This window comes from uncultured Alteromonas sp., assembly GCF_963976965.1.
GTDB classification, from domain to species: domain Bacteria; phylum Pseudomonadota; class Gammaproteobacteria; order Enterobacterales; family Alteromonadaceae; genus Alteromonas; species Alteromonas naphthalenivorans.
On record NZ_CAXBMP010000015.1, the window covers coordinates 1 to 19,378 of the forward strand.

At 43.9% G+C, this 19,378-nt stretch carries 14 protein-coding genes and 1 pseudogene; 7 read left to right on the forward strand and 8 right to left on the reverse strand.

Going from position 1 to position 19,378, the window contains the following annotated elements:
- Window positions 1-96 precede the first annotated feature (96 nt).
- Both AAC006_RS12480 and AAC006_RS12485 read right to left on the reverse strand, forming a co-directional pair.
- Window positions 97-2,499 carry a membrane-bound PQQ-dependent dehydrogenase, glucose/quinate/shikimate family gene (locus AAC006_RS12480; RefSeq protein ID WP_185864198.1) on the reverse strand — a complete coding sequence of 801 codons (2,403 nt, stop codon included), beginning with the start codon at window positions 2,497-2,499 and terminating at the stop codon, window positions 97-99.
- Window positions 2,500-2,849: 350 nt separating this feature from the next.
- The gene (locus AAC006_RS12485) at window positions 2,850-4,706 is read right to left on the reverse strand and encodes an alpha-amylase family glycosyl hydrolase (protein ID WP_339891515.1); all 1,857 of its coding nucleotides are present in this window, start codon (window positions 4,704-4,706) and stop codon (window positions 2,850-2,852) included.
- Between the two features lie 422 nt (window positions 4,707-5,128).
- Between AAC006_RS12485 and AAC006_RS12490 the strand changes: the two genes are divergently transcribed.
- Window positions 5,129-5,641 carry a hypothetical protein gene (locus AAC006_RS12490; protein WP_126873722.1) on the forward strand — a complete coding sequence of 171 codons (513 nt, stop codon included), beginning with the start codon at window positions 5,129-5,131 and terminating at the stop codon, window positions 5,639-5,641.
- Window positions 5,642-5,742: 101 nt separating this feature from the next.
- Here AAC006_RS12490 and AAC006_RS12495 read toward each other — a convergent pair whose 3' ends face one another.
- A complete protein-coding gene (locus AAC006_RS12495; RefSeq protein WP_013783037.1) occupies window positions 5,743-6,072 on the reverse strand; it encodes a four-helix bundle copper-binding protein in 330 nt (109 codons plus the stop codon).
- A 429-nt stretch (window positions 6,073-6,501) separates the two neighbouring features.
- Here AAC006_RS12495 and AAC006_RS12500 point away from each other — a divergent pair, with 429 nt between their 5' ends.
- Window positions 6,502-6,924, forward strand: a complete 423-nt coding sequence (locus AAC006_RS12500) for a CBS domain-containing protein (protein WP_013783038.1) — start codon at window positions 6,502-6,504, stop codon at window positions 6,922-6,924.
- Window positions 6,925-7,011: 87 nt separating this feature from the next.
- Here the strand turns inward: AAC006_RS12500 and AAC006_RS12505 are convergent.
- Window positions 7,012-8,241, reverse strand: a pseudogene (locus tag AAC006_RS12505) (sodium:proton antiporter).
- Between the two features lie 394 nt (window positions 8,242-8,635).
- Here AAC006_RS12505 and AAC006_RS12510 point away from each other — a divergent pair.
- From AAC006_RS12510 to AAC006_RS12525, 4 genes are all read left to right on the forward strand, one after another.
- Window positions 8,636-9,463 (forward strand): galactosyltransferase-related protein, encoded by an 828-nt coding sequence (locus AAC006_RS12510; RefSeq protein ID WP_013783040.1) that lies wholly within the window; start codon window positions 8,636-8,638, stop codon window positions 9,461-9,463.
- A gap of 207 nt (window positions 9,464-9,670) precedes the next feature.
- Entirely contained in the window at window positions 9,671-10,168 is a 498-nt protein-coding gene (locus AAC006_RS12515) for a YgjP-like metallopeptidase domain-containing protein (RefSeq protein WP_013783041.1), read from the forward strand.
- Between the two features lie 216 nt (window positions 10,169-10,384).
- On the forward strand, window positions 10,385-11,479 hold the full coding sequence (locus AAC006_RS12520; protein WP_339891518.1) for a YHYH protein: 1,095 nt from the start codon (window positions 10,385-10,387) through the stop codon (window positions 11,477-11,479).
- Window positions 11,480-11,573: 94 nt separating this feature from the next.
- Window positions 11,574-12,125: a hypothetical protein gene (locus AAC006_RS12525; protein WP_013783043.1), complete on the forward strand. Its 552-nt coding sequence runs from the start codon at window positions 11,574-11,576 to the stop codon at window positions 12,123-12,125.
- A gap of 142 nt (window positions 12,126-12,267) precedes the next feature.
- Here the strand turns inward: AAC006_RS12525 and AAC006_RS12530 are convergent, their stop codons facing one another.
- Window positions 12,268-12,870, reverse strand: coding sequence for a LysE family translocator (locus AAC006_RS12530; RefSeq protein WP_041452715.1), 603 nt, complete (start codon window positions 12,868-12,870; stop codon window positions 12,268-12,270).
- A 261-nt stretch (window positions 12,871-13,131) separates the two neighbouring features.
- Between AAC006_RS12530 and AAC006_RS12535 the strand changes: the two genes are divergently transcribed.
- A complete protein-coding gene (locus tag AAC006_RS12535; RefSeq protein ID WP_126871568.1) occupies window positions 13,132-14,559 on the forward strand; it encodes a PLP-dependent aminotransferase family protein in 1,428 nt (475 codons plus the stop codon).
- 63 nt (window positions 14,560-14,622) lie between these two features.
- Here AAC006_RS12535 and AAC006_RS12540 read toward each other — a convergent pair whose 3' ends face one another.
- The 3 genes from AAC006_RS12540 to AAC006_RS12550 form a co-directional block, all read right to left on the reverse strand.
- Complete coding sequence (locus tag AAC006_RS12540; RefSeq protein WP_013783046.1) at window positions 14,623-15,051, reverse strand: hypothetical protein; 429 nt, start codon at window positions 15,049-15,051, stop codon at window positions 14,623-14,625.
- 194 nt (window positions 15,052-15,245) lie between these two features.
- Window positions 15,246-15,785, reverse strand: coding sequence for a hypothetical protein (locus AAC006_RS12545; RefSeq protein ID WP_013783047.1), 540 nt, complete (start codon window positions 15,783-15,785; stop codon window positions 15,246-15,248).
- 19 nt (window positions 15,786-15,804) lie between these two features.
- Window positions 15,805-19,209 (reverse strand): winged helix-turn-helix domain-containing protein, encoded by a 3,405-nt coding sequence (locus AAC006_RS12550; protein ID WP_339891522.1) that lies wholly within the window; start codon window positions 19,207-19,209, stop codon window positions 15,805-15,807.
- Window positions 19,210-19,378: the final 169 nt, after the last annotated feature.

Genomic DNA, 19,378 nt, shown 5'->3' on the forward strand with positions numbered 1-19,378 from the left:
GACGAAGCCTGGGGTGGAGGTACATGAAATTAAATTCGTGGGGATCCCTCAGGGTCAGAGTAAATTAACTAAAAATGTAATCTGACCCAATTTCTGCTACTGGTCTAGTGCGTACGCAATGACATAATCCCCTGGTGGTGTCTCCATAAAGTGGTGGCCGGCAGCAACGATGACCAAGTAACTTTTTCCATTTTCACGATACATCATTGGGTTCGCTTGCCCGCCTGCGGGTAACGCGTCTTGCCAAACTGTTTCCCCGGTATTGATATCTATAGCGCGAATAAGGTTATCGGTGGCTGCTGCGATAAAAATTAAACCGCTTTTTGTAACAACACTTCCGCCATTATTGGGCGTACCTATAGTTAGCGGTAGACCTGAGGCAAATCCAAAAGGACCGTTATTTCGCGCTGTACCTAGTGGGCGATCCCACAATGTACTGCCATCTTCCAAGCTTATAGCACGTATACCACCGTAAGGAGGTTGCTTGCATAATAATTCTGTAAACCCTAAGCGCCATCCCGCATTCACATCCACGGCGTAAGGGGTGCCTTGTTGAGGGTCACCGGCACCTTCCGGACCACCCTCATCATGCTCCATTTCATCTCGTGGTTTCCAGCCTCGCTCGTTCGCTTCTTCGCGGCTAACCAGTCGGTTAAAATTCGGCATGTCATTATAATTGGCAATGAGTACGCCTCGAGAAGGATCGATTGCTACGCTTCCCCAATCGGAGCCGCCGTTGTACCCGGGATATTGGATCCAGTGTTGATCTGTGGTTGGTGGGGTATAAATGCCCTTATAGCTGGCTTTTTGAAATTGAATTCGGCAAGCCAGTTGGTCAAACATGGTCACGCCCCACATGTCTCTGGCGGTTAGGTCCGGTTTACGAAGCGTGTGAAATGTTGAGAATGGCTGGGTGCTAGAACGCTTCTCTGGCCCTACACCACCAGTTGGGACCTTGCGGTCTTCTACGCCCGTCAGTAGTTCACCGGTTTCTCTGTTTAATACATAAATATCACCCTGCTTACTTGGTAGCACAACTGCAGGTATAGGTCCGTTATCAGTAGGGTAGTCTATAAGGCTAACTTGAGAGCCCAAATCGTAGTCCCAAACGTCTTTGTGAACAGTTTGGAATGACCAAGCAGGTTTTCCCGTATTAACGTCCATCGCCACTAGCGAGGTTGAGTATTTGAGTTCTTCAGAAGTGCGTGAGCTACTCCAGTAGTCGGCAGACGAGTTACCCATGGGCAAATAAGCAAGACCTAAATCATTATCGCCGGTGGCTGAGGTCCACATGTTTGGCGTACCTCTGGTATAGGTTTCCCCCTCTGGCGGTAGTTTGGTGATGTAAGGCTTTTCCATGTCCCATGCCCAGCGAAGCTCACCAGTTTGCACATCAAACCCTTTTATAACGCCTGATGGGGCATAACGTTTTTGGCCATCTAATACTTGATGACCTGTTATAATAACCCCCTGAACAATAACGGGAACGCCGGTAATCGCTACAAATCCACTGGGGGTTTTTCCCATATTTTTTTTAATATCGACCTCACCCTGATTACCAAAATCGAGACAGGGCTTACCCGACTGTGCATCGACTTCGATGATCCTTCCATCTAACGTTCCGCTCACTATTCGTTCATTGCAGGCTTGCGTGGTAGATGGGTTATTGCTATTTGGTACCTTGTAATAGGCGACGCCTCTACAGGCTGCAGTATAAGGTATGTCTTCGTCGGCAACTTTGGGATCATAACGCCATATTTCCTCACCGCTCTCAGCGCTTAAAGCAATTAATTGGTTTCTTGCTGAACACAAATATAGTTTGTCGTCGATTTTAATGGGTGTGGTTTCAGCGCCATATCGCTTAGAGGGGATATCTCTTGTTCTGTATTGCCATGCCCGTTTTAACGAAGAAACGTTTTCAGGAGTTATATCGGTTATTGGTGAATACCGACTGGCATTGTTATCTCGCCCATACACCGGCCAATCATCATCGCTAATATCGCCAAGCCCGTTACCCCTACCGAGTTTTATCGAACTACTTCCTGCCTCTGCAGTGGTAGCGTTATGAGTCCAGTTAGTCGGCACGAACGCCATACAAAAGGCACCTACAAAAATAACTAAAAATGCGCCGGCAAGAGAAAAACTCGTTCGTCTCGAAATGTTAAAGCTTGGAAGTAGAAGCGCAAGAATTAACCCCAGTAGAACAGGTACACCCATGCGCGGTACCCAGCGCCAGTAATCTAAGCCTGATTCCCAAATAGTCCAGCCAAGGGTACCCAAGAATAAAAGGGCAAAAAGCCATAAGCCCAAACGTTGACGGAAATATAGTAAGAGGCTCGTTAATATTAACGTAGCCCCTGCAATAAGGTAGTAATAGGAGCCGCCCTCTATAGCTAGCCAAGCTCCGCCTACTGCTAAATATAACCCGATAAAAAAGCTTACTACTGAGAATATTCTTAGCAGCCAATTAGAGATGCGATGGTTTGAGGAGGAAGGCATTTTACCGTTTCCTTTTTTCAAGGTGGAACGAAGAGCGTAGAATTAAGTTCATGGCAAATCTAAAATCAACGTTATGTCAGAACAATCCGTTTTACTCACTTAAAGATGACTCAAGTAAGCCAATGCAATGCAAAGCACGCACCATCTTGAATTAACGGTAATTTCGGGCGAATTAAGGGGGAAGCCCTCCGCAAAATGAAATCATTTCACGGTGGGTGTAACAATTACTTAGATTAGTGAATTGAGAAATGCGGTTAGTTTATGAGAAATTTACGGCTAAACTAAGCGCGATTTCTTTATCGTTTACCGTAGCATTAGCACCTGATTTTCTTGTAGTGCGTTTGCCTTTGTTAATGATTAAGCTGAAAAATTAAGACTTGATAGGCTTCCAGGTAAAGCATGGCGTTACTATTTCCTTCACGATCACTATTTTCCTCATGATCATCATCTTTTTCATGATCATTATGTTCTTCATCAGCGGTATCATTCAAAAATGAAAAGTCGCTTGGATCGTGATATCCCCCGTACCAATTAAAAATACAATGCCATTTACCTTTGTTTAGGTTGGGTATTTCGTAATTATCGTGTGCTTGATCCTTAAAGTTTATGACCATCATTACCTTGTCGTTTCCGGCTTGGTTTGTATCATCATCGCCGTTATCGCCTCGGATGTAGGCCAGTACGCCATTGTCTTTATCGAAGTGCGTCACTGTTACTTCATTACTATGTAAGCTTGGGCTACCCTTGCGTAACGCGATTAAGGCTTTGTAGGCTTTGTGTAACTGAGGAAAATTCTGTTCTCTCGACCAATCTAGAGGGTCCATATCATCAAACCAGAGATCTTCTAGCAACTCTTGGCCTTGGAATAACATGGGTATACCAGGCGCTGTGAGGGTAAGTGCTGCAGCTATTACAGAACGTTGACGAGCGAAATAGTCTTTATCCACGTTACCAGGAGCTATTTCTTCTGCTAAACGCGCGCTACCGTTTGCCACTTCATCATGGGATTCCACGTAAATCACGCGGCGAAAAGGGTCTTCGGAGTATTGCTGTGTAAGCGCTTTTTGGACGGTAGCAATATCTCTATTCTCGTCGTCTGGCTGGGTTAAAACATCTCGTATTGGATGGACAAAGTGTGCATCCCATTGTGCCGTGTAACCAAGCCCACCGTCTTCTGTGGAATTGGTGACGAAGTCATTTCCGTGAAGATCTTCGGCAACGACGATTTTTTCTGGGTGACGTTGCTGTATTTCGCTGTTTATCCAGCGAATTAAATCATAAGCCTCTTCAATGGAGTCTTCTGGGGTTTCTGAACCAGATACAGAACGCATATAGGGGATCATGTCCATACGCAAGCCATCTAGTCTGTATTCATCTAGCCACATCATTGCATTATCAAAAATGTATTGGCGCACTTCTGGTCGGCCATAATCTGGTCTTGTATCGCCCCACGGGGTGTCACTACGCCAGTCATTGTAAAAGTAAATACCGCCTTTATTGTTTTCAGACCAGCCATCGAATTGCCAAAGGTGAAGATCACTTGGTCCAAAGTGGTTGTAAACCACATCTAATACTACGGCGATACCTCGTGCATGAGCTTCGCGAACAAAGTCTTTCAAGCCATTTGGTCCACCGTAAGCTTCTTCAACCGCAAACGGGTAGGCAGGGTTGTAACCCCAGCTGAAGTCACCTGCAAATTCATTAACGGGCATCAATTCAATACAGTTAATACCGAGTTCTGCAAGGTAATCTAATTTTTCGATAGCACTATCAAATGTGCCAGGCTTATTCGGCGTTCCATTTTCGTCTCTTTCTTTGCAGTTAAATGTGCCTATGTGCAGTTCATAAATAACCAGCGACTTTTTGTCGGGCATAGAGAAGGGAGCATCAGGCCAATGATAGTCATCATCATAAACAATTGAGGCTCCGACACTGTTGGTAAGCAATCGAGCCCTAGGATCGTTGCGCTTTAATACGTCGCCAGATTCGGTAGTAATAAGAAATTGGTATTGCTGATTGTTTTTTAGCTCTGGTACGTTTGCAGCCCATACCCCACCGTCTTCTTTAGATAGCGCAAGTCCGTCGTCACTCCAGTCGTCAAATTCTCCATGTATGGATACGCTAGCCGCATGCGGCGCCCAAACACAAACTTTGTAGCCTTTATCTAACTTGCTTAAACCCATAGGAGGGGGATTATGCTGTGGCATTTGAGCTCTCAGTAGAGTTGTAATATGAACCCATCATTAAGCGTAAAACGCGCCAACACAGCATCTATAGATAAATAAAAACGAGGGCTTGTCTGAAAGCCACGAACTTTGCCCGCTGTGTTTAAATTTTCTACTTGTTTAAGTGCCATCCACACCATTTTGAATTCGTAAGGTAGGGAGTAGGAAATAAGTAATTTTTGCAATTTCACGGTAAATTTGTCAGCACTATATGTATAACGGTGCCTTTTCGCGTTTACTTAAATTCACTTAATTAAGGGGGCCTGTTGAGTATTTCTAACAGCTTCACAACAGCTTTTATCGGTAATTTCTTTTAAGGGAATGAGTTTTGCAATTCTTATTTTATAACTGAAGTTAGTCCGAGTTCGTTAACCTAATGCTGAGCGTTACAAAAAGGAAACATTATGAGTAATGAGATCAGAGGAAAAGTCTGCGCCATCTATACCGATGAAACTAGCGCCAAAACTGCCGCCGAGTCGGTACGAGAAAAAGCTGCGTTGAAGCCTGATGAGGTCAACATTTTAAATCCTCACGACACTCAGTTTGACCAGAAGATAGAGAATAAGGACAGCCAGGTCGGCTTTTTTATGCTCAAAGCTCATATCGCGATGGGCATAGTCGGCGTTGTTGTCGGTGTTGTCATCGCTGCAATTTTATCTTTTATTGGGCCAAGCTATACACAAGATAGCCCCATGATGACCACACTAGCGCTTTCAATATTGGGTTTGTTTGGTGGGTTAATGATTGCAGGCTTTATATCCCTTAGGCCAGATCAGGATGGTGTGGTGGATCAGGCTAGAAACGCCACCCGAGAAGGCAAGTGGGTAGTAGTAGTCAATAGTCCTTCCCATGAAAAAACAGAGCAAGCATATAACCTACTAGGCAAAACAGCCGTTTCAGTAACCAGCAGCTTGTAGAGAAATAGGGGCGGAGTACGCTGTTTCCGTCTGCCGAAGAATCTAGATTTCGACGTAGGTGAAGACGTAAGTGAAAAGGTACTCTGCCACCATTTTTGGGTTTAGGCAGCCATTGCACGGCAGCTTTCAGCACATTCGCTACACGCTTTAGCGCAAGCTTGGCAATGTGGTGCTTCATGTTTACCACATTCTTTCGCACACGCATCGCATATTTCTGCGCAGAGCTTACATATTTGTGGGGCGAACTTACTGCCACGCGCCATTGCAGCGGCAGCGAATCGGCATAGGGCAGCACAGTCCATATCTAAACGTATACACTCCGCCATTTCGGCTATATTGTCTTCTTCCAAACAGGCAGTAGAGCAGTGGTCGCAAGCATCTGCACAGCGATTACAAGCATCAACACATTCGCGGTATTCCTCAGGTAACATAATATTCTCCTAATTTTCAAAGTTCATAAATAGAATTTCAGTTCCCTAAACTTATTGTCGCTATATGAAGTGAGACTTCTGCACGCCAATAGCAAGCTTAAGGATACACGGAGAGAATTGCGGGATTCATGCCAGTGCTTACTGTTTTTACGATACGTTATTGGAAAAAGCGATTTTGCAAGTTCATGAACGGGCTATGGCGAGCTGCTTTTATGGGCGCCGGTTTTTGAAGTCAGTAATGGAACCAAATTTTTGAAGCGAGTTGTCGTCCATAACTATAATCTTTACGTAAAAAATGTATTTTCTACATAACTTTGGTTTTTTAAGGCGCCGAACCCCTTATCAAACTGGCTTTGATACTGGTAGAACACTTGCATAGTAAAAGAGAGCTTGGCGTTCGCCAAGCTTCAACCAAAAGGAGCAAGATGAATGTATATACATGAAGTTATGACTAACAATACCGAAATACTACCTTCTAATACCACAGTGATGGAAACAGCAAAAAAAATGGCCGAAATGAAGGCTGGCCTTATGCCTGTCTACAACAACGATAAACTGGTTGGTATCGTGACTGACAGAGATTTAGTTGTAAATGCAGTGGCAAAGGGAGTCAGCTTAGATGACAGCATTTCCTCTATTTTAAGTGAGCCTGTCCTCTATTGTTTCAAAGACGACGACACCGATACTGTATTAGGGAATATGAGCAAAAATGAGGTTCAACGTCTTGTAGTATTAGATAGTGAAGAAAATAAGCAATTAGTTGGGGTAGTATCGGTAGGTGATATCGCCAGTAAGTGTGAGAGTAGCGATACGGCGAAATCTATAGTGGATTGCTGTAAACATTATCATTAGTCGATCCGGTGTAATCTAGCAAAAAAGATATACTTCAAGGAGAGCTTACTCAAGGAGAACTGAGTAGTACTCTCCTTTTTATAGCCATTATTCCTTATCTTCTTTCTTAACTGCCCAGAGTTTAGCCAAAGGTGCCGCTGTTACTCCGTGAACAATTAGTGAAGCGGTAATAACCAAACTACCCGCCGTCCACGCGATATCATGTCCACTCTTATCTAAGATTACCATACCGTAGAATAGCGCAGAGATCCCTATAGGGCCGAAATGCCCAGCTAATAGGGCTAACTTCCAATTGTTCCATATAGGAAGAAAAGTAGAGAGCGCAATAATAACCGGTATGCGCCTAACAAGTAGAATGGCCAGCGCAAACCACACGCCGTCCCACCCAAGCTCAAACCAACTATCTATAGGTAACATTAAGCCTAAAAATATGAAAATAGGAAGGGTGAAAAAAAGATTAACGGTTTCTTGTACTTTGTCTTCTTTCGCTCTATCTGAACCGCCTACCAGCTGACTGAAAACCATACCTGCAACGAATACCGCTAAGACACTATCGGTGGATAGGAATTTAGCGACGCCTAATGTCAGCAGCGTCAATGCCAAGGTGGTAGCCAAAAAAGCTGAATGGTCGAGGGTTTTTTTGTGTTCAGCTAATAACAGCGACTTGCCGACAATCCAGCCTAATAACGCCCCTAGTACAATAGCGCCACCAATCTCCCACAACACTACTCGCAGCCCCCAAGTTAGCCAAGGGCTATGTTATGCTGGCGTCAACAACAGAATTGGTAATAGCACTAGGGGGTAAGCCAAACCGTCATTTATGGCTGATTCAGTAGACAGGCCATAGCGGAATCGATCTGGCAGGTGTTTTCGCGCTAATCCGCCGGTAACGATTGAACTTGCGACCACGGGATCGGTAGGGCAGATAGCCGCGCCAATTAGAAGCGCAATAAGTAGAGGTACCCCTAATATCCAGTGTGCCATTAAGCTGCTGAGAAAAAACATTGCAGGCATTCCTGCACCTAGCAACAGAAAGAACGATTTTTTATGGTCGAATAAGTAGTTTCTAGGAATCCGCAGCGCTATTGCCATTAGACTGATGCCGATTGTAACGCGAGCGCATTCTTCAAGGAGTTTATTACTATCGCCCCATAAATCAGGGGTTAGTATGCTAGTGCCTATTGGGCCGAGGACAACACCTACAATAAACGCGAGAAGTGGCATGGAAAGGTAAGAACGATTTATCACTCGCGTAAGCATGCCTAACGTTAAGACAACCGCGCCAATAGTTATTAAGGCAAGATTTAACTGGTTCAAGTGTTACCCCTCCTTGTCATTTTTCCTTTCTATTTAAAGCCCCGTATTGCGTAGAGTATCAGTGTACTAATTCAGAGAAAGGCGAATCATGTAGACCGATGCAGAGCTATGAGCCTGCTCTAGAAACCGAGTTATGATTATATAGTGGTAGAACGCAAATATTGTTCAATTTACCAACCGCTCAAATTATCTTAATGACGCCAAAATATCATATGTGGAAAATAGGAAGCGAAAACGTCGCTAGTAAGAGTGAGTACGTAAAACTTTCCCCTAACATTACAAAAATTTCATATGCTATCGCTGTCTTTTTTGCAACACCTTGATTAGTAGTGAATTAATATGGGTATGCCCTTTGCTCGTTTATATATTTGTTCTGGCCTATCAGAGACTTCTCATGAATCAACATTCTTCAATTAGTGTCATCATCACAGTGAAATCCCGCATAGAGGCATTTACCGCATTCGTAAATCGACTTGAAAAGGCGGAGCTACCACCCCGCGAATTAATCGTGGTCTGGATGGGAAGGCCTTCAGAACACTCGCTTTACAAAAGTGAGGTATTTAACATTGTTCATCGGTTTGATAACTGTGAAGAATTAGATATTGCGGGGGCGCGAAATAGAGGGTTAGCAGCAGCTACATCTTCTCTGTGTTTGTTTATGAACGTTGAGAGCATATTTTCACCTCAGCTATTTAAGTGCTTGCAAAACTCATGGTCTCAATCTCGTGTTATAACCAGCAAAATATCATGTGTTTCAGAAGATATAAGCCTTACCGATTATTCCGATTTAATTGAGCACACTAACAATAATCCCGAAACAAAGGAGAATGGCTCTGACTGCGCTTTTAGTATTCGACAAAATAGTACACTTTTTTGCATTGGAACCGACGATTTAAAGCGTATTGGCGGTTTCGATGAGGGATATCGAGGATATGGCCTGAATGATGAAGACTTCTTTCAAACATGTATAAATGCGAATCTTGATATTGAACGTATAGATCTGATCACCTTTATTAAAGAGCGCGAAAATTATCGATGCCCCGTAAATCATCTAATCGACTTTGTTTCTAATGCAGGGCGCTATAAACAAAAGTGGGGTGAATACCCATGCCCAGAAATATTGCAGGACTTTGCGGATAAGGGCTACATCAACCAGAGCTTCCAGAAAGAAGAACTTCATATTCTTCGTTTACCGACCCAAGAGGAGCAGTACTTTAAATAGCGGGACATAAAGGGGGCAGAGTACATTATCACCTAAGAGTCAACGTACCTGACTCCGGCGTGTAAACCTTTGCGTTATAGTCTCCAGATTTACATACGGTTAGCAGAATTAAAGTACTCTGAGCCTCATTCCGACCCTAATTCCAAAAAAGGCTTAAACCCTACTTTTGAATTCCTTTATAATTGTGCGTACTAAGGAGAAAGTAAAGTGAGTGAATACGCACGATATTTTAATGGCTACCCACAGACCGTTGTTGAGCAAGCACTGCAACTAATAGCCGAAAATAAGTTAAGCCATTACCTCGTTAAAAAGTACCCCAATGTGCATACTATAACGACCGACAAGTTACTTTATAATTATGCAACCGACCTAAAAAACCGTTACATAAAAAACGCGCCACCTTTTGGGCGGGCGGCGTTTAAAAAGCAAGGTGATATGGTCACGAATGCGTTGGGTACACATACCTATCGAATGCAGGGCAAAACACGTAAGCATGACTTAGCCATTAACAGCGACTTATTGCACGCCCCCGAGCCTTTATTAAAAGCGCTAGTGGTACATGAACTCGCTCACTTTAAAGAAAAAGACCATAACAAAAGTTTCTATCAACTTTGCTGTTATATGGAGCCGCAATACCATCAGTTAGAATTAGATTTGCGATTGTTTTGCGTTGCCGTTGCTATGGGCGAAAACCCTTACCTATAAGTGCTCTCGCTACCGATAAGTGCTCACGCCAGAATGTCGCTATGGTGGAGGTATTTATCCGACGTTGCAGTCATCATATCTTACTAAGGCACCACTCATTTATGTGCATTACAGCACTGACGAAATGTGCAATTACTGTGAAGTTTTCCTTTCATACTCCCAAAACAAAAAAATTAGGCATAACATCTCATTTTGGGAGTAAAAAGGTTTGCCAATATGCATAGTATTAAATGGTTTCTAATGGCGTTCATATTCTCTGTAACCTTAGTGGGTTGTGGTGGGTCAAGTGATGATACAAGTGTTGTGGATGAGGTCAGTGCTGACGATGATACTCAAGATGATTCTGCAGACGACCCAGTGGATGACGCGGTCACTACGTACTACAACGTTGATTTATTTACCGTATTACCACTTACCGAGAACGAAGTGAGCTGTACTCTTGAAAACGGCAGCGAAACCACCTGTTATGAACTAACCTTTGCAGCCAATACCGTGGGTGATACCGAAGGCGAGGGGACCGTTGGGCCTTATTGCCCCGATTCCATTTCTACCCCTAGAATTGAAGCCGGTTTAGGAGTTTACGACGGTGAAACCAATCCTGGCTTTCAGTCGCTCGTTGATGCGGCGCAAGGAATGGACGCAGACGGCTACGATATTGTTGATGAAGATGGGAATATTCGCTCCGGTGGCGGTGGCGACTTCAGTTACTGTTTGTCTATGGCTTTCGATTCAAGTTTAACAGTAACCTATTTAATACCCGTCACCCCAGAATTTCGCTCTGAAGCGTATTATATTCCCACCGTTGGCAGTATCGGTTTAGGTATTAATGGTATTCCAATTAAAGGCGATCCGCCTAGTGTTACGACTGCTGAAGCCGGTATTGGTGGCACGGGTAGCGGAAATATCCCCGCGTTAGATCATTGCGGTGGCCATGCCGATCCTGCCGGATATTATCACTGGCACTTTATTCCTCAATCTATCAATACCGTGTCCGATGCACCAGAATACAACTTCACAAATCTGTACGGTATTAGTTGTACCAATACTTATATTGAGTATGAAGATCACGCGGCGTTTGCTGGCTTAGCGAAAGACGGTTTTCCTATTTACGCCGCTTACGATTTGATTGACGGCGCCAATACCCTTCCTGCTGATGTAGCCACTACTGATGAGTGTAATGGTCATACTCATGCCACGGAAGAGTTCCCAGATGGCGCATACCACTACCACGCCTTAGAAACGGGGGCGCCAACGGTACCGGTCTGTTTGATGGGAAGTTACGTCGATAGAAACGATTTTACAGTTCAATGACCATGACTGTTCAATCGCCATCACTGTTTAAAACGTAAAGGGTTGATGCCTTATGCCTTTAAATATATCGGCATAAGGCTTATGGGTACTGCATATGCGTAAAAAAGTTAAATTTATCTTATTGGTTGGTGTATTGATGTTTTCAGGCGTAAGTAATGCGCACGATAGCAATATTGCCACTTTTCAAATTCGCCATTTAGATGATGGTCGCTGGATATATGAAGTGATGACGCCATTGTACGGTATAGATCAATCGCTTATTGCCAGCAGTAGCAATAAAGCTAAGCTCAAGGCAATACCAAAAGGCAGCACCGCTTATAAGCAACGTTTAGTGGCCCACATTAAACAAGCCTTTGATGTGAAGGCTTTTAGCCGAGGTGAAAAAACGCAAGAAGTGACCACAAGCCAATTGCGTTTGGGCGAGGGCAAAATAAAACTCGATGATCATTTGTCGGTGTTTATCTTTGAAATTCTGGGCATGCCAGAAAATGTAACGCAGTTGAAGTTTCGTATTAGCAACATGGCTAACAAGGACTCGCAGAACAATATCTTACGATTGATAGATGGCGCGAAGAACAAAAAGTACTTGTTGAACCATAAAAACAATTTTAGTGGGGTAGATAAAGGCTTCTTTTTCGCGCCTTAGTGCTTGTTAAAACGGGTTTAGCCGTAGCAAGTTATCCTTAGCTTACTTGCAACCCAAAGCGGCTAAACCATTTTAAGCAGAGCGTTAGCGTGGGGGAGTACATCGTCTAGTCAATAACATACTCACACGTCACTTCCCTATTTTAAATAATCAAAAACAATGTAGCAGCCGTGGCGGCTGCCATGGTGAAGTTGAAGCGCTTTCTGCGCATGGGCGAGCTAAGCCAAATTTTTATTTTTGCACCAACTGCGACCCAAATAGAAATACACGGAAATCCAATAAGCGCAAAAGCCATAACAATAGCAAGCCCCGATTCTGCGTAGTGTTCACCGGGAACCGAAAATGTGCCTACGCTAGCCAATGCCATCATCCACGCTTTAGGATTAATTAATTGAAACAGTGCGCCCTCCCACCATTTTAGTGGTCCTTGGCGGGTGGTTTTCTTGATTTCAATTTCATCAGTTGGGGCAGTGGCAATTTTAACGGCCAGCCACAACAAATACGCTATGCCTAGTACTTTTAGTACGGTATACAAGGCGGGAAATAATGTGAAAAGTGCGCCCACGCCCATCAGCGTACTTATCATTAAGCCTGCAACGCCCACAACAATACCAAACATATGTGGAAGCGATTTTTTATAACCATACTGCGCCCCAGATGCCAATAGCATTAAGTTATTAGGCCCGGGCGTTACTGTACTAACAAAAGCAAAGGTAGCGAGTGCAAAAAGTAACGAAGTTTCCATGGTGGTCCTTTTCTCTAATCTTCTATTTAAGCCAATAAGCGACGGTTGAGTTGCAAATTTATAGGCGTTACTAAACAACGCTACAGAATGGTACATTTAAAAGTTTGTATGTATTAGGGCCAAAAGCCCTAAAAATATGCCATACAGATGAGAGGAAACAATGACTGTATGCTCATTTATTATTGCAACTGTATGGTAAGTTATAGCGATAGGTTAGGGTATAGTTATCTGTATGGTTTTTGTCTGTATCGAGTAGAATGAATGACACTGTATGAGTCGCTTGCTTGTGAACTAAAAGCGCAAATAGATCGTGGGCTATTTGAACAAGGAGATAGACTTCCCTCGGTAAGGCAATTGTCTAAAGAGCACCACGTTAGTATCGCTACAGTACAAGAAGCCTATCGGGTTCTAGAGTCTCAAATGTACGTTGAAGCGAAGCCTAAATCAGGCTATTTCGTATCGTCAAATACCACATTGAATAACACGCCCAAAATGACTAAGCCGCCGCAACGGCCGATGGATGTGTCTCAGTGGGAAGATGTACTCAACATGCTGTTGAATACGTTTAACAAAGACAGTGGTATTGAAACGCGATGTCAGTTCCAGCACGCCATGCCTAACATGACCGCAAAAACCCTAAAGCCACTAACAAAACGCCTGCATGAGTTAACAAAGAACAGGCCGCTTGATGGCATGGTGTACGGTGATGTGAAAGGTGATCAGAGCCTTAGAAAACAGCTTAGCAGGCTTACTGCTGCCTCGGGCTGTAGACTGCAGTCGGATGAGTTTATCGTTACATCAGGTTGCCAAGAAGCATTATCGGTATGCCTTCGTGCGGTGGCCAATGCAGGGGATGTAATAGTGGTTGAGTCACCGGGCTTTTACGGTGCCATGCAAGCCATAAAAGGTGCGAATTTAAAAGCACTAGAAATACCTACAGACTCTGAAACTGGCCTGAGTTTAGATGCATTGAAACTGGCGCTAGATCAATGGCCGGTAAAAGCCATATTGGTAGCACCAACGGTCAATAATCCTCAGGGCTTTGTTATGCCCGATGATAAGAAAAAAGCACTTTACGATATGGCAAGAGAATACGATGTCGCCATTATTGAAGATGATATTTACGGAGACATCGCGTATTCCTACCCGCGCCCCAAAACGGTTAAATCGTTTGATGAGGATGGTCGGGTTTTATTGTGTTCGTCATTTTCCAAAACCTTAGCACCAGGGTTTAGGGTGGGGTGGATAGCGCCTGGAAGTTTCAGGAACAAAGTACTTCATGCGAAGTATGTTAGCAGCTCCATGTGCCCCACATTGCCTCAGCTCGCCATAGCAAGTTATATCGAACAAGGCGGTTACGATAAGCACATACGGGCAATGCGCCATTATTATTTGAGTGCACGAGACGCACTTCGCGCTGATATTAAACGCTATTTTCCACAAGATACGTGCGTAAGTTATCCGCAAGGCGGATACGTACTGTGGGTTGAATTAAATGCGAAATACGACGCGGTTAAACTGGCTGATAAAGCCAAAGAGCATGGTATTTATGTTGCCCCTGGGCAAATGTTTTCAGCGACTGGAAAATATCGAAATTGTTTGCGGTTCAATTTTATTGATGGCTCGCAGGAAGTTCGTACACAAAGTATAAAGTTGCTTGGCGAATTGATTGAGTCATTAGCTGAATAAGGGGAAAAGCATTGTGCGTTTGGTAAAAAAGTGTAGCAAACACACAATGCTGGGGGCGGTAAGTTAGTCTTTACTATCACACTCGCTTACGTCACCACCCATTTTTTCCTTCATCGCGATACATGCTTCACGCACTTTTTCAGCACCAGCATCCATCATGTCAGCACTTTTTTCTTTACCATCTTCGTACGCGTCAGAGGCCATATCTTTGCCGTCTTCATATGCATCGGAAGCCATGTCTTTGCCGTCTTCATAAGCATCAGAAGCCATGTCTTTACCATCTTCATAGGTACTTGATGCAGAGTCTTTAGTTTCATCCCAAGCATCAGCTGCTTTTTCTTTTCCTTCTTCGTAGCCGTCAGCTGCCTCGTCGCCAGCCTTCTCCATTTCCATCATGGCTTCTTTTTTGGCTTCTTCCGTTGCCTCTTTATTAGACTCAGAACAACCTACTACAGACAGTAATAATGCTAACGCAATTGCTTTGTTTTTCATGGTAAAACTCCTTTTGCCGAATTTAGTGCAAATGTTAAGGTTAGTGAAAATGTTACATTCATCTATTAGCGCTAAACTAGATTATGCTGCTAGCCTATTTATAACTAATATTTGATGGTTCCAGTCTAGCCTAAATATTCGTCAAAGTGTAAAGAGTATTTATGACCCCACTTACTTTTGAACTCACTGATTCATTAAGAGGGTTGAATTTCAATTTGTGGGTCGCAGTTAATTTTATCTACAGTAAATTCCTTGGTTAATTGCGAGCGGTAGGTGTGGTGTACCCAAACATCTAGCGCCAACTCACAGGTGTTTACGTTTACCCAGCCCTTAGTCGTTTTGTATTGCATTTTACCGGTTAACAGAAATGAAACTTTGTCATTTTGCCAGCTTTCCATTTCGAATCTCTGCCCCCGTCCTACATATTCTTCTTTATCACCCGCTCGGCGTGCATGGATCCAGGCAAATTTATAGCCCGCCGGTCCGTGCTTGTGAGCTGATGCAGTTTGATTCAGTAAGATAGTGATCCTCACGTCCCCATCGGCAAAATAACTTTGGGGTATTGATAATATTCCGTTTGAAAAGCCTTTCCCCTCATACTTAAAAAAGTAGGTTTCGCCTTCTGCAGTACCTTCGCCTTCTTTCAGCGTTTGCTCCAATAAATTGTCAGTAAATACTGATAAATTTAAGGTGTAGCTATAAGCTATTTTACGACATTGATCATCATGTTCCATCTGAAGCTCCTTTCAGGGTTTAAGTGTCGTCTTTAGCGCGATTAATTGCGTCTGTTAATTGGGGATGTAAGTACCCTTGCTTTTCCAGACTCAATAGCACATCTCTAGCCGCACTTCGCTTAGATGACACAAGTAAAAAATAGAATTCAGTTAGTGAAGCATTCATATCGTTCGACGGTTTCTCGGTGTTCGCTAACGTAAAATGCGTGAGGGCTAAGCTTTTACGTTCACCTTTCCCAACCTCTTTTCGTATATCCTCACCAATGGTGCAGGGGTGGTTGCGGCATTTTAAATGTAACTCCCACAGTAGACGCGGGGTGGATTCACTATTGAACTCAAGGGATGGTTGGGCAATATCTGTCATCACCTCTGAATTTTCGCGGTTTTCGAAACCCAATTTCACACTGTAAATTTTCTGTTTTATAGGCAGGTTTTTGGTTTTGTTAAAAGCAGCGCGAGTAAGGTTAAGTAGTGCTGGATTAGGGGGGCTGTCTTTTGTGTCGAAGAGCAAATAATAATCCCAATAGAAGAACATTAATGTCGCAACTTTGGTCATCCAGGCTTCATTTTCGGGTTCTTGTTTAGCCAGTTTCTGCGCCAGCATGACACCGTCGGTTATTGTTTTATCAGCACCTGATTTGTTGCCAACGGACATTTGCGCTTGTATTAGCAAATTAGCGGATGACAAAGTTTGATAGACAATGTTGTAGTCGTCAGGATTTTCGAGCAGTAATTTAACCGCAAGGGTATAGGCTTCTTCTGCCAATTTTTCTGCTTCATTGAATTCAAAAGTTTGAAAGGCCACTGCTACTAGTCCTAACAAAGAACCCCGCAGCGAGGCTTGTACTTCACTATGGTTAGGTTGCGAGATTAACATTTTGCGTTTTAAAGCGATGGAGTCACGAAAATTTTGGCTGGCGCTTTCGTACTGGGAAATACGAAGCGCTAAACTACCAATATTGTGTTGAGCCGAACTTACTTCCAACATCCATTTGGGGTTTAGCTCATCAAGCACTAACAGTTGTTGTGAATAGTTAAGGTACTTTGTCCATTCTTCGATGGTAGTGGTATAGTCTTGTTTGAAGTAGGCGATGACGCCAATCCAATAGTGAATGTTCCCTTTTAAGAACAACACTTGCTCGCTAGTTTGCGTTGTACTTTGTGAATACGCGTTTGCTGATGCAATGCCATTCGGTGCTGTTTCTTGTATTTTTAGCTGCTCTGCGTCCTGTTTATTTAAAATATTTAACGCTTGAGATAACTGTTCACCGGCATGTTCAAACTCTCCTCGGTTAATGTTTATCTCGGCTAAAAGCTTCAACGAGTTTGCTTGCCTTAGCCCATCACCGGTTTCAATACCTGCATAATAATCTAATGTTTTCTGCCCAACACCTTCGAGCACGTCCAGTTTCCCTATGGGCTCTAGCTGGCTGCGTAAGTCGCCCAACATGTAATCTACTAAGCTTTCAGCTTTGTTTCGAAGTACCTGTGCTTGGTGGGTTTGTTCAACAGCGAGTTGAGTTTGATTATTGCTATAAATGGCCAACCCCGTTGTGGACACAGCCAATATCGCCAGGGCGGCAATGGCCGACGTTTTATAGCGCTGCGTTTTTTTATGCTGGCCTTCAGAAAGGTGAATGAATAATGTTTCCTGCGGTGTTAAGTGCAAGTGGGGTTGCTTTGCCATCCAGCGAGCGTCGTCTAACTTTCTACCAGAGGGCAGTAACATGTCTTGAGGTTTACCCGCATTTAACCAGCGGCTGCAATCGGTATTGAGCTCCGTTCTTTTTAGTAAAGCCGCACGATTTTTTTGTGCCCAGTCGGTAATGCGATCCCAGTGTTTTAATAAGGCTTCATGGGCAACGCAAACACGCTTATTCCTCTTCGCATCAGGGGCTGATGTATTATAAGTAAGTTCATTTGCACCAAGGTCTGATTCGGTAACGAATAATCGTGCATCAACAAACTGCTGAATAAAGGCTAAATCGTTCTCGTCACTAAACTGCTCAATGGGTACTTTTCTAGCAATTAAGCCGGTTTGATTCACATCGTTAATGGTCACCAATTCGTGCATCACGCTTTTCCAACTTGCTTTAGCCGTTTCGCTCATACCTTGATAAGTGGTTTCGGCCTGTTGTGCTATTGCACCTTCTAAACCGCCAATGTTGGCAAAGGCAGAAAACAGCAACGTGTTCTCTTTGTCGCGGCGCTGGTAGAGCAAGTCTAGAGTGAACTCCATTAAGGGCAGCGCATCGGGGTGACCAATCGCTGCTTCTAGCAAAACCTCATCGAGTTTTTCTCCAGTTTGTACGTTTTCTTCGAAGCTTAGGCCTGCAGAAAGCGCTGGCAGGCGTATCATACGGGCTATATCGGTGGCGTTAGGAGGTTGAAGGTCGTATTGCTGGCCTTCGTCTTTGAGCCGTGCGAATCCTTCTAATTCCATACTGTTGGCATAAAAGTCGTTTCGTAACGACACAATTAGAATAAGGCGTTGAGTTTTTACAAGCACGGTTAAAAAGCTCATTAAGCTAGCCGCGTCTTCTTTCGACAAGCTTGAGTCTTGCAACACTTGCTCAAACTGATCGATAACAATGAGGTTGTGGGGGCGCGCTACTGAGTGAGTTGAGGTCGCGCCATCATTCAATTCAGTTATGCTCTCACTTTCTTTAAGCAGGGCTTTTAGATGGGAAGGGTGCTGGCTTAGGTCACAGGCATGCGCGTCTAAATTCCAAGTATCAACCAGCATGCTCATATCATTAAGGGCACCTAATAGCTGCCTGAATATACTGCTAGCTTTGCCGCGGGTGGGGGTGATAACTGTGTAGTGCTGCACTTTTATACCCGCTAAACCTTCACTTCGGGTAATAAACGGAATAACCCCCGCACGTAACAGTGATGATTTTCCGCTGCCACTTTTTCCCATTAATAGTAAAAAGCTGAAGTTATCATCCATTGCCTGATTAAGATGGTGAACCACTTCTGCGATTGCTTTATTGCGTCCAAAGAATATCGCCGCGTGTTCGGGCTGAAAGGTTTGTAGCCCCCGATAGGGTGAGCCTTGGGTCCATTGGCTGAGTTTTTGAAGATTGCCCCACCGCTGACGCTCGTCTAATAGCACCACATTCGCAATAATGCGATAACCTCGGCGCTGAACGGTTTCTATGTATGAAGGTTGCCTTGAATTATCGCCAAGCTTCTTGCGCAACATGGCGATACATTTCTGGACTGGGGCATCGCCATAAAAAGTGCCCTGCCAAAATTCGATAAGCAATTGTTCGGTACTAATCACCTCGCCTGCATGGGCTGACAGATAGGCAAGCACGTCCATCATCTTAGGTTCAAGGTGAACAGATGTGTTATCACGAGACAGGGAATTTAACGAAGTATTGACTTCCCAGTCACCAAGTTGAAAGGTTTCGCTCATGTCTACAGATATCCCATATCCAAGACAGACTGAACTCCAACCCCTTGATGTTTCATTTTTTCGGGTCTTCAATTTGCCATGTATAAGTCTAAACCGAGCGGGTGAGTTTGCAAGACTATTCATCGATTCTAAGGTTTTAAGTAGGTGGAGCCCTGCCGCAACAGCATTG